The following is an 11255-nucleotide window of genomic DNA, read 5'->3' on the forward strand; positions in this document are numbered from 1 at the left end:
TAAACACCTCATTAATTATGTTCTTGCCATTCCGAACGCAACACACCATATTTGACTGAATCATAATATTTTCCTTGGTAGTAGCGAACTTTACGTAACCTAGCTTCTTGCTGAAAGCCTAATTTTAGTGCTAACGACATCATGCGAGGGTTACCCGACCAAGTTGTCATACCAACACGCTCAATCTCTTTGGCCTGAAACAAATGAGAAACCCAGATAGTAATGGCCAATGCGGCAATGCCCTTACCCCAGAACGTGGGATCATAAATAACAATACCAGCTTCAAGCCAGCGAGTATCTTCACATTCCCAGTAGCAATTCACAGTTCCAACAGGAACATCATCCACAGTAACTAGCTGCAGCTCTAGCCCACTTAATAAGCTTTGAAAGGATGTTTTTTCAAACTGCTGTAGTGATGGGTGCGAATAAGGAAAATAAGGACCATTAAACGTTGTCCATTCATCATTTTTAGTAATGAGGGAGTGAATAATTTCTAATTCATTCGGTTTCGCAGGCCGAATTTTAACTAATTTTTCTTGCACAACACTTCCTTATTCTTTGTAGAAAACTAGGCATAATGACTCCCACGAGGTGCTAGCCTCCAACCTCGTGGGTTAGTTTTTAAAACCAGAGCCATAATATATTTGTTACTTAATAATAAATATATTTTAATTAAAGAAAAAGTGAAGTGTTCATGTTGTGTTATGGAGGTCCGCGCCCAACAAAAAATGACTAAAACCAGATTTTTTATCATGGAAGTCTAAGGTTGCAGTAAATCCCCCAAAGTTATTGATCGTCTCCATTAACAAAAAAGTTCGTTTTGATTTTATAATCATGGGCAAAGGCGTAGCCTGTTCTCCATCACAGGTGAATGTGACTTCCATATCACCACTTAAGACGTAAATGACATCAGATTCAAGCGTCTCACCACTGGTGAACTTGGAATAAATCTGGTGCTCTTCAGAAATAAGTTCTAACAAAGCAATAAGGTTATGAAGTTGAGTCCTTTTGGTCACCTTATGTAGACCCTCACTCATCTTGACCAATAGCCCTTCCAAATTCCCTTTTTTTAATTTAGCAGTGAGGATTATTTTTTTTACCTCAGACTTCACTAAGCGATATTTTGTTACTTTTAATTTTGGTGTCAAAAACGTTGTAATAATTTTGTTTCTTGCTGGTACAGTCACGAATTTTCCGCTATTGGCCACACTCATGTACAGATGCAACAAGCTATTATCAATTACATTTTTTAATTCGGTTTTGTCTGACATATTTAAATCAAATCCCTGATAGATGTATGCGTGACGACTAGTGTTCATCTAATGTCCGTTAATCGTTAATTAGCGCTTGAACATCTAAACATTTTCATCGCAGCCATGATTTTTAACATATCATCTCGGTCTCTATCAGAGATACTGCCGCCACCGCAATGAAGGTTGGCCCAGTGCATATCTCTATCCAGATCTTTTCTTAATATTTCTTTTTTGTCTTTTATCTTTTGATTTTGATTTTGATTTTGATTTTGATTTTGATTTTGATTTTGATTTTGATTTTGATTTTGGGTTTCCATAACCCCTCCGTTTCATCGCCTAAATATAATTTTAAGATCTTTGTCTTGTTATTTAATGTTGTGCATTTTGTCAAATGTGAAAGCTGATTGATCAAAACTTAAATTTGACTGCATTAGAAGATTCGGTGAATCAACTGATCTCACATTCAAATAAATAATAGCCACAACAATTACGGGCACGATAAAAAAGGTTAACAGTATCGTAATCCTATTGCTGTTTGGCTGTAAACGTCTTAATTTTTCTTCTTCTATCAGGCTATTTTTTGTTTTTAACATTTTTCACAACCCCCAACAAAACTACCTACTAGTGAGTATATTACTCAGTCTAGTATACTTTTCAATAAATATTTGCATTGAACAAGAATTAATTCGTATTTTTTTAAATCCCTCAAAATCAACCTTAATTCAGGTCTAAGTCCTAAAGCTTGTCACTTTGTGTCAAATGGTGTCACAACTTTGACATTAGCGATCTTTAAATGATCGTCTCGATCCTTTACTGGCAAGGCTTGAGCTATAGTAGCGTGTCCATCGCTATGTCCAAAACGTGAAAAAATTGCGAAAACGCGGTAGGCGAAGAGGAGTGAATTTATCAGTGGTGTTTGGGAAATTGGTCGCAAGCTATTAAAAATCATGACAGTAATGGGACTGAATAACGAAGGAAGTAGACAAAGTCGCTTGGTGTTCACATGGCTTAGCGTTATGGCCCTAAGCCATAGCTGGACATGACTGGCTTAGGGTTATTGTACTAGCTGATGGTAATACTCATTAGATTTTATAGGGAAGTTTAAGCCTATTTAAAATCAAATGATTACGCTGCGTCCTGTTGGGAAGTACTCAAGGGCATCACCAAGTACACCTTTTAATATTTCATAAGCTTTCATACCTGTACAATGGCCCGTATAGAGCTTATCGATTGGATAAGTGAGCATGGTTTCAGCAATTGCCTCAATGTCTTTTTTTGTTCCGCCAATACTATTAAATAAAGGTAATCCGACCAAATGAAATCCACCGACAACAGCCTTAATTCTCGTGTTCGGGAACAATTCAATAGCAGTTTCAATCATATTGAGCACCCCACTATGAGCACAACCAGTAAATACTATAAGACCATCATATTCTTTGATGACTAAGAGTAACTCATGGTCAAATGTGTCGGGTTTACAGCCATCACCGGAGTCAGTAAAGAGATATTTATTACCTTTTGGCTGTTCATACTTACGACTCAAACTTGTAATAATAAAAATATTTGGCCGTATCTCAGTAGTTTTATTAATGAAACTGAATCGACCACTGGCTTTGTTTAATAATGCTTTATCAATACCCACATTACTTTTAAAACCAAACGCTTTGAAACTATAATCAGTTTCTTTACATTCCCGGAAATAGACCTGAGCCTTAGAATTTCGGTCGAGGAAATGAGTGATGCCATTACAGTGATCATGATGACGGTGCGAAATAATTGCAGCATCAACATCTTCCATCTTAATGCCTAATAAAATGGCATTATCACAAAAAGCTTTACTGCTACCAGCATCAAACAGAATTTCTTGCCCCATCGTTTTTATATGAAAAGATAAGCCTCTTTCAACCGTAAGGTCTGTTCTATCATCTAATCGAGTATTATCAATTAACGCTGTCAGTATCATATCTACTTCCTCAACCATTGTTTAGCGGAGTCTACTATACCTGCATTTTCATGTACCATTATTTACACTAGTTTATTAATGTTACTAACTACTTAACCATCATTTCACCACTCAGACAAAAGCGCTTTATATTATATCTAATCAAGGCTTGCCTTCTAATTTAGCTCGCGTATGCAGTTATGATATGACAAATCACTCCAATTCATCACATAAGAAAATCTATGGCCAATTGTCATAAAAATATGAATGAGTAGAAGCTCTAACAAGGAAAGGGGCAGAAACGGATTAGCGTGATTGTACTAAGCCATCACTGAACAGGATGGCTTAAAATTGTTGGTTAGAATAAGCGACGAAGGAGCGAAAAAGACGTCGCCGTTGATACCCTTGTTAGGTGAAAATTACGCTTAAAACCTTTTGTCTAGCGCAACAACCTGAAATTCGTCTTCGTAAAACACTTTGAATAATCTTTGACACTTTAAAACCCGAACTTGTATTCCATGTTCCTTCAAAATTGTGACCAAGTTATACATCTGAGATACGAAAGTTTGTGCTGTAACTTTGAACCATGAAATAGCATCTTCTGGCCAATTCCTTGATGACCATGGAGGGCAAGGCAGTTCATGATTAAATTTTTCAAATATTGCCACAACCAGCTCCTCCTCATATGGCGCGAGTAAACCCTCTTCTCTTAGATACTCAACTTCAGTAAAAGGGCCATGCATTCCCCTTGGATCTTCGCTTTCGGCTCCAACTGCAAAACGAATATACATAGCCTGTCTTCCTCATCTAACGCCGTAATCACGCGCTTGTAGCGTGCATTACTTTGTTAGTTATGGTTTGAACAGACATGCCAAGCAGTGCATCTATATGAACTAATGCGCTATCAATGACTGTGAAACCACTATCATGTCCATCAAAGGCGAGAAAAAGGTCAGTTCCAGCTAAAATAACAGCCTCTGCACCCTGCTTTTCGCACAAACCTTTACCTATAGTGAAAAGCAACTCTCGCTGACGAGGATCGACCTTTCCTGTAGTCGCCATTTTTATATACTCATCATGGACCACATCAAACTCTTGACCTAAAGGCACGACAATTTCTGCTGAAGAAATTCCACCAAATAATTTTGTTTCCATTGAAATTCGATGTCCAAGTATCCCAACCCGTTGCAACTTCCTTCTGGCAAGCTCAGACTCAAGCGCTGAAATTACATTGATTATGGGCAATGGGGAAATTCTTTCAAATTCAGGAATACAAAAGTGACCAGCGATAGATGATAATGCTATGACCTCAGCACCTGCTGCCTGTAGGCGTAGTGCCAGTTTAAAAAATATCTCGGCTTGTTTATCTGGTGAATCTGAAACAATATTGCCTATAAGATCACTAGCTTCAGCATGGACAATAGTCAGCTCCAGTAACTCATTCGCTGACTTATATGACTTAACCAGATTGTGATAGTAGAACTCTGTTGCTGCCGGACCAATTCCGCCAATCATCCCTATGTGCATTCTATATATTCCTTGAGTTAAAATTGGATCCATAGCCACTAAAGCGGGGGGGAACTACAATGTTCCGTTTAAAGTTCTTATTATGTGTATTGCTCGAAGTACTCGGTTATTGTGTATTTTTCTGTGAAATATGGACTAATTGGTAAATTAAGATTAAGTTTTTCAATATCTATAGCATCAGAGCCATGATGTATTTCAAAATCGTCCCAATTTGTTTTGCAAACACGTTCAATAATTGAATGCTTATAAAGTAGATCTGCAAACTCCTCGGGTGTATAGCCTTTTCTTTCTGCAATGATGTGTTGACGTGGATGAATATTATTTTGGGACACTAATGCATAATAAAAATCTGCCACATCGAATACATGAACATACTGATTATAACCGGTACTAGGAATTGCAACTGTAACAGATGAATTTTTCCAACCTTCAATAATGCGACGCATTTGGCACGAATTACCACCATAAATAATGCTCGGGCAATAAACAACATTCCAATTTAAAGATAAAGAATCATGTATGGTTTTTTCGTCATTTTTGACCATCTCAAAAGGACGTAAGGTGAAATCATTTAGCTCTTTTTCATTTGCATTACCAAATAGCCAAACACCTGACGTATGTATTTTTTTTGCAGTTTCTGACGCAAAAAGATTTAAATTTGAAAGTAAATTTCTCTCAATCCGGCTAATCTCTTCAGGCGTGTATCTTTTCCAATGTGCACGGGCACAATTAATTACCACATCAAAACTCCCGTGCATTTCAGTATTTTCACTTGAAATATTTCTATTATCACATTTATCGCTAGTACCATCTCGGCTATAGACATAAACATCAAAACCTTTAGCTTTGAATAGATCTCTTACATGACTTCCAACATATCCATTTGAACCTGCAATGAGTAATTTCATACTACCTCGGGAATTAGATTTACCAACGCTTAACTTAAGCGGAAAAATGTAGTTGGCTAAAATATTGAACGGAGTGAAAATAACCAACTGTATTTTTTACGTTTCAAGTTCTTATTTGTTAGGTGCGTTTTACAATTTAACCATATAAAAACAATTATCTAACGGTATTTTTTCGGGATAATTAGCAAACGAGAAACCAAATTTTTCATAAGCTCTTATCGCGTTTTTGTTATGCCCTAAGACAAATAACGAGCACTCCTCCACTTCGAATTCTTTTATACCTAACTCACAAAGCTGCTGTATAAGTTTTGATACTAATCCCTTACCTCGAAACTGTGGATTAACAATTAACCTACCCAGATGACATTTACCTAGCCGTTGGTAATATTGACCAAAAGCTAAAAATTCAGAATCACTAGATACAAGAGAGAATGAATTTAGCTTACGTATGTTTAGATCATCAGTAAACGAAGATAAATTATATGGATACCTGAAATTTGGACCAGACCAATCGGTAAGCTCACCTTCACAGGAAAACCATTTCATCATTTCTATTATATGATTATCTAACGGTTGAATTAATTGCATATTCACCTAACGGTCAATTAGAGACTTGGCATTATGACCCAGTGCATTAATATCAACACCCTGCTCTAGTAACAGCCTTTCGAATAGTGGAAGTAAAGGCCCCAAGCTTTCATGAAGCGTATCACGCACAGTATCCACCACAACTTGAGTACCACGCTCTATTTCAACGTTAATATGATCTCCGACGTTTTTAGCCTCAAACACCGTCATTCTGCGAGTTTCCGGTATTAGCCAAACCTCGAACCACCCTTCTTGTTTATTAACTTGAGAAACTGTCAGACTTGCACCATTTAATGCAATATAACCTTTAGGAAAAACATAGCGCTTCCACTCTTCCGATAACGCTAAACGAATACAATAATTGTCTTCAATCTGCGTAATCTTGACAACTGCCGAGTTAAAATCAACATGACCTGATAAAGGGTGACCACCGATTTCGGCTCCATCTTTAGCGGCTCGCTCAACATTAACGAAAGTACTATTTTCATATTGGCTTAACGTCGTAATCAGCAAACTTTGCAATATTACGTCAAACTTGACCCTAACATCAGAAACTAACTCAGTGACAGTCAAGCATACCCCATCGACAGCAACACTAGCTCCAACTTCCAAATTCGTGCAAAATCCTTCATTAAAATCGATAACAAATGTTCTGATACCATTTTTATCGATTACGTCAACAATTTTAGCTATTGATTGGACTATTCCTGTAAACATAAATCCCTCTTTTTTATTAAGATGTGCTGCTGAGAACTAACACCCGATTAAGCGCTTGTTAGGTAACACTTTTCGCTTTAATTAAATAGAAGGCGAACAGTGTAATTAAAATTGAATCTAATATTAATGTTACTGCTGACTTTTCAATATACTGAGTGCCAAAGATAAAGATCATTGAAATGAACGCTATTTTACTCAGGCTTACGATAATTAAGCATAAGTTCCGATAAATAGGTTTATATGCTCCATAAATTAATAACACACCCATTAAGAAAATGAGAAAACCCCAACTTCTAACTACAACCTGAGCTAATGGTTCGGTAAGAGCTTCACCAAACATACTTATTAAAGCTGCTTGAGGTGCGAAAACCGCATAAATCATAGAACAAGTAAGTAGACCTGCAATAACCATGATCCATTTTATATTAGTAATGATGATGTTCAAATTAACTCCTAACTTTCCGTGTCACCTAATGCCCAATTAAGGGGGCTTTTAATAGTTTTCTAAAATTGTGTAGCGAAGCGGAACCAGAAACTGTTAAAAATCCCACTTGAATTGCTTGTTATTCCTTGACCCATTCAGTACGAAGAACAGCTAAAGTTGTCGTATCCCACCACTTACCTTTGAAGAAGCGATGCTCTTTAAAGTAAGCTTCTTGTCTCATTCCTAGTGACTTACATAACTTTATAGCAGGGAAGTTTTTGCTGATAGTTTCTGCGTAAATACGACGTACACCTAATTCGAAAAAACCAAAATTTGCTAGGGCTTGGGCTGCTTCAAAACTAAGCTTAGTTCCCTGTGATTCTCTAGAAAAGGCACACCCCATAGAAGCTTCTTTATTTACCTCTAATCGTAAACAAACGGTGCCAATAAACATACCTGTCTCTTTGCTTTCGACAGCCAATTGATAGGATTGACGGGGAAGCTCATTAGCTTGTGCAACAAACAATTGGGTGAGTTCTCGATATTTATTTGGTTCACAGTCACTTTCATCATAAAAACGCTGAAACTTTGCATCTTGAGACATAGCTACAAATTTACTTTCATCGCTGAGCATCATATCTCGAAGAATCAGACGGCTAGTTTCCAGCTTAAACATCGAAAGTTCCTTTTTAACTGTGAGGTATAACGCCGCATTAAGCGGACTAAAATAGTGAGTTAAAATGTGGCGCGAAGCGAAACGTAACCCACTGTTTTAGTTTTGTTTAAATGCATTTTTATATGTGAGCCTATGATTTTAAATTAAGAATATAAGCCCGTTCAGCTCCACTTTTAGGATCAGGATCTATAGTCTTTTCCCAGCCCAACTTTTGATACAAGTTCGTAGCGGATTCCATTTTATCCCATGTTTCTAGATAAATTGACTCATGTCCTAATAGCTTTGCACGTTGAATTGCGACATTTAGTAATTTTTTACCAATACCTTTACCTTGCTGTTTTTCTGAAATATAGAAACCAGTAAGTTTTGCTACATTTTCTTTATGAGCTTTCAAAATAACAGAGCCTATAACGGCATCATTTAAACAGGCTACCAACTGTACAATTGAGCCAGGGTAATTTTCTCCAAAGTGTCCAAGTTCATAATCAAGATCATCAAAATCAGGCTCAAGACCGAAACTCTTCATAATTGGAGATGCAATCGCCTGAATTGCCTTTGCATCAGTTCGAGAACCGTCTCTAACAGTGATATTACAACTCATAATGAACTCACATATAACATTTTTATAACAGGACTCTCGATTCCCCAAATTCATTCACCTCAATAAAAGTAGATTAATTAATTGAAAAATAAGATTATACTTCAAATTTATTAATTACATGTTTATGGGAAAATGAGCCGTCCTGTAAATTATTTATTTAGTCTTATAAGTTATATACAAGACTAGCTATGCAACTGATTATATTGATATTAATTTTAGACTACAAGATAAACCTGACTGCCTTTTGGCAAATCGAGACTCCGTTCACCAAAATACAAATAACACTGTATAAAATCACCCTATCGAGGCAGAACCTTGATAGAACCTAATGTAAAATCGGTCAGCTATTCAACCGCTTTAATTTACGGTTAATCTTTGTTGTGACACGTCATTTAGCATGGCTGCATCATTTTGTATTAAGCCTTTGGATAGGTACTTAACCAAGGTGATTTTAATGTTCTTGCTGCCAACTTTGGTCAGCTTAAAAAGCAGATTAATTCACTGTTCTGGTTCTACAAATTTTGATAAACACTTCATGAAATGAACATCACTTAACTGATTTGGGTTAATTGCAATTTATCGCCTCATTAAATCAGAAGGGTTTGTCACTTTGTGTCAAAAGGTGTCACAACTTTGACATTAACGATCTTTAAATGATCGTCGAGATCCTTTACTGGCAAGGCTTGAGCTATATCAGCGTGTCCATCGCTATGTCCAAAACGTGAAAAAATTGCGAAAACGCGGTAGGCGAAGAGGAGTGAATTTATCGGTAGTTTAGCCGTAAAATGCTTACACCACAATATACAACCAAATGGCAGGATATACCGAAGGTAAAATGCATCAATGTTTAGGATGGAAGTCTTGGATTGGTGCAGAATCAACATTATCAGGTGTTGAAATGTGTTCCAATCCAAGCCCCGCCCCCTTTAGGGGCGGGTGATTGACGCGTTCGCCCTGGATAATGACCAAGAAACTATCAACCTTTTAGGAGCTGTAAAGCCAAAGATTTACACTATTAAGACTTACTCAATACGAGTGATAAAGTCATATTTATCAGAGTCTGCTTTAGTTATCCAGTGCGCACCATTAGCAGGAGCCGAGTCTAAAGTAAAGATATAAAAATCAACCCCTTTATTTCCCATCACCTTATTAAAATAGGTCGCTTGCTTACGATGACTTTCGTTGGTGTACGGGAATTCTTTGGCTGTTTTATCGCCCTGCGCCCAACTATGCACACCCACTTGCTTATTAAGCTCAATGGTTTTATTGGTATCTGAACGTTGCAAAATTCGTGGGTTACCGGCTGCGAACAGATCCGTGCCTCCAGAGAAAACTGAGCCAGTTGAGGTTACGATCGTCGTCATCTTGTTGCTATTGATCATAAGTCCGGTGTACATGTTGATATCATCATCAGCACTGCCGCCGATATGGTTGTTAAACTTCAAGGTCATTTTACTGCCTAGATTTGAAGTCACGATATCAGAAAGCTGGAAATAGGTTGACGCACCAAGAGTCGAAACAGTTTCAACACCAGGGATAAAATCACGATAAAAATCGCTAAAAGCAAAGGAAGTGGTGATCGTTACTTTGTTGCCATTTTTGGATTCTGTTAAAATAGTATTACCAAGAGCGGTAACGTATTCCGACATTTCATTATTATATTCAAGGCTGACGGAGAGATTTTTATTAATCGTCGTCGTATTAATTAATGTGGTGTCATTAGAAATGGAGCGTATATTAGCATCACAATTAAACTTACCCAGAATCTTGCTTTCGGCGTAAATAATACAATTCTCATTATCCTCAGCATCAGGAAGATAAAGGTCAACATTTTTTGAACCTGAATTATCCGTAAGCCTAATTAATTTTTCAGAATCACTAATTTCTTCAGCAAACTCAATTTTATCATACCGCACCCCATTATAAGTGAGCGTCATTGCATTTTTTTGGATCTCTTGTCGCTCCAGCTTCAATTTATCAAGCTTATCCGATGAAAATACGTAATCAGCCTTCGGGTTAACTGGAGCTGTTGGCGGATTAACTGGAGCTGTTGGCGGATTAACTGGAGCTGTTGGCGGATTAACTGGAGCTGTTGGCGGGTTAACTGGAGTTGTTGGCGGTTTAACTGGATCTGTTGGAGTTGAACCTGATCCGCACCCAGAAAGAGCAGTGGCAAGTAAGGCTACAGTTGTTATTTTTTTCATATTAAATCTCATTCATTAACAAAGTTATTAGAAAGATTAAAACAAAAAATAATGGTAAAGAAAATGGTTACTTTGTAAGCGTTTGTTTATTTCATCATAGTTTGTTGAGATTAAACTCCTTTTTTGAAATGATCGTTAGTTCGCTAGATTTCACACGGCTTAGCGTTAGAACACTAAGCTGTAGTTGGACAGAAACAAGTTAGAAATTGAAACTTTATTATCAAAATATAGCCGCATTTTTAATCTAACCGTGCTTTTAACTCTAGGAGCTTTTTCTTAGACCAGGCTGTGTTTGATTTCTTATAAAGCTCTAATGCTTTCTGCTCATCTTTAGCAACACCAAATCCATTCGCATACTTGAAGCTCCCCCACCTCGCTTCGCGCCCGACAAGTCGGGGAAGGAAGGGGATTCTTG

General features: G+C 37.3%; 14 protein-coding genes and 1 pseudogene. 2 read left to right on the forward strand and 13 right to left on the reverse strand.

The genetic code is table 11. From position 1 onward, the window contains the following. Positions 1-11: 11 nt before the first annotated feature. The 12 genes from AKG98_RS12120 to AKG98_RS12180 all read right to left on the reverse strand — a co-directional run bounded on the left by AKG98_RS12120 (position 12) and on the right by AKG98_RS12180 (position 8636). Positions 12-542: a GNAT family N-acetyltransferase gene (locus tag AKG98_RS12120; RefSeq protein ID WP_067046059.1), complete on the reverse strand. Its 531-nt coding sequence runs from the start codon at positions 540-542 to the stop codon at positions 12-14. A 150-nt stretch (positions 543-692) separates the two neighbouring features. Then, positions 693-1319 carry a DUF2913 family protein gene (locus AKG98_RS12125; protein WP_067046061.1) on the reverse strand — a complete coding sequence of 209 codons (627 nt, stop codon included), beginning with the start codon at positions 1317-1319 and terminating at the stop codon, positions 693-695. A 17-nt stretch (positions 1320-1336) separates the two neighbouring features. Continuing rightward, positions 1337-1570: a hypothetical protein gene (locus AKG98_RS12130; RefSeq protein ID WP_067046063.1), complete on the reverse strand. Its 234-nt coding sequence runs from the start codon at positions 1568-1570 to the stop codon at positions 1337-1339. A gap of 800 nt (positions 1571-2370) precedes the next feature. Continuing rightward, entirely contained in the window at positions 2371-3216 is an 846-nt protein-coding gene (locus AKG98_RS12140; protein WP_067046067.1) for an MBL fold metallo-hydrolase, read from the reverse strand. A gap of 404 nt (positions 3217-3620) precedes the next feature. Continuing rightward, positions 3621-3986, reverse strand: coding sequence for a hypothetical protein (locus AKG98_RS12145; protein ID WP_067046069.1), 366 nt, complete (start codon positions 3984-3986; stop codon positions 3621-3623). Between the two features lie 28 nt (positions 3987-4014). After that, positions 4015-4722 (reverse strand): aspartate/glutamate racemase family protein, encoded by a 708-nt coding sequence (locus tag AKG98_RS12150; RefSeq protein WP_067046071.1) that lies wholly within the window; start codon positions 4720-4722, stop codon positions 4015-4017. Positions 4723-4802: 80 nt separating this feature from the next. Continuing rightward, positions 4803-5630 carry an NAD(P)-dependent oxidoreductase gene (locus AKG98_RS12155; protein WP_067046073.1) on the reverse strand — a complete coding sequence of 276 codons (828 nt, stop codon included), beginning with the start codon at positions 5628-5630 and terminating at the stop codon, positions 4803-4805. Between the two features lie 129 nt (positions 5631-5759). Then, positions 5760-6218, reverse strand: a complete 459-nt coding sequence (locus AKG98_RS12160; RefSeq protein ID WP_067046075.1) for an N-acetyltransferase — start codon at positions 6216-6218, stop codon at positions 5760-5762. A 6-nt stretch (positions 6219-6224) separates the two neighbouring features. Continuing rightward, complete coding sequence (locus AKG98_RS12165; protein WP_067046077.1) at positions 6225-6935, reverse strand: riboflavin synthase; 711 nt, start codon at positions 6933-6935, stop codon at positions 6225-6227. A 58-nt stretch (positions 6936-6993) separates the two neighbouring features. After that, on the reverse strand, positions 6994-7380 hold the full coding sequence (locus AKG98_RS12170; protein WP_067046079.1) for a hypothetical protein: 387 nt from the start codon (positions 7378-7380) through the stop codon (positions 6994-6996). Positions 7381-7498: 118 nt separating this feature from the next. Continuing rightward, positions 7499-8035 (reverse strand): GNAT family N-acetyltransferase, encoded by a 537-nt coding sequence (locus AKG98_RS12175; RefSeq protein WP_067046081.1) that lies wholly within the window; start codon positions 8033-8035, stop codon positions 7499-7501. 130 nt (positions 8036-8165) lie between these two features. Next, positions 8166-8636, reverse strand: a complete 471-nt coding sequence (locus tag AKG98_RS12180) for a GNAT family N-acetyltransferase (protein WP_067046083.1) — start codon at positions 8634-8636, stop codon at positions 8166-8168. A 785-nt stretch (positions 8637-9421) separates the two neighbouring features. Here AKG98_RS12180 and AKG98_RS22995 point away from each other — a divergent pair. After that, entirely contained in the window at positions 9422-9487 is a 66-nt protein-coding gene (locus AKG98_RS22995) for a DUF4113 domain-containing protein (RefSeq protein ID WP_083543956.1), read from the forward strand. Then, positions 9463-9540, forward strand: a pseudogene (locus AKG98_RS22245) (IS6 family transposase); the annotation flags it as partial. The gene AKG98_RS22995 and the pseudogene AKG98_RS22245, both read left to right, overlap by 25 nt. A 118-nt stretch (positions 9541-9658) precedes the next feature. Here the strand turns inward: AKG98_RS22245 and AKG98_RS12190 are convergent. Next, on the reverse strand, positions 9659-10840 hold the full coding sequence (locus tag AKG98_RS12190; protein ID WP_198155514.1) for a hypothetical protein: 1182 nt from the start codon (positions 10838-10840) through the stop codon (positions 9659-9661). Between the last annotated feature and the right edge of the window lie 415 nt (positions 10841-11255).

Source organism: Moritella sp. JT01 (assembly GCF_001574435.1).
Classification (GTDB): Bacteria; Pseudomonadota; Gammaproteobacteria; order Enterobacterales; family Moritellaceae; genus Moritella.

Coding starts and splice junctions, on each gene's coding strand:
- AKG98_RS12130 (WP_067046063.1), bottom strand. CDS start 1,570: ATGGAAACCCAAAATCAAAATCAAAATCAAAATCAAAATCAAAATCAA.
- AKG98_RS12165 (WP_067046077.1), bottom strand. CDS start 6,935: ATGTTTACAGGAATAGTCCAATCAATAGCTAAAATTGTTGACGTAATC.
- AKG98_RS12175 (WP_067046081.1), bottom strand. CDS start 8,035: ATGTTTAAGCTGGAAACTAGCCGTCTGATTCTTCGAGATATGATGCTC.
- AKG98_RS12145 (WP_067046069.1), bottom strand. CDS start 3,986: ATGTATATTCGTTTTGCAGTTGGAGCCGAAAGCGAAGATCCAAGGGGA.
- AKG98_RS12180 (WP_067046083.1), bottom strand. CDS start 8,636: ATGAGTTGTAATATCACTGTTAGAGACGGTTCTCGAACTGATGCAAAG.
- AKG98_RS12190 (WP_198155514.1), bottom strand. CDS start 10,840: ATGAAAAAAATAACAACTGTAGCCTTACTTGCCACTGCTCTTTCTGGG.
- AKG98_RS12155 (WP_067046073.1), bottom strand. CDS start 5,630: ATGAAATTACTCATTGCAGGTTCAAATGGATATGTTGGAAGTCATGTA.
- AKG98_RS12140 (WP_067046067.1), bottom strand. CDS start 3,216: ATGATACTGACAGCGTTAATTGATAATACTCGATTAGATGATAGAACA.
- AKG98_RS12160 (WP_067046075.1), bottom strand. CDS start 6,218: ATGCAATTAATTCAACCGTTAGATAATCATATAATAGAAATGATGAAA.
- AKG98_RS12150 (WP_067046071.1), bottom strand. CDS start 4,722: ATGCACATAGGGATGATTGGCGGAATTGGTCCGGCAGCAACAGAGTTC.
- AKG98_RS12125 (WP_067046061.1), bottom strand. CDS start 1,319: ATGAACACTAGTCGTCACGCATACATCTATCAGGGATTTGATTTAAAT.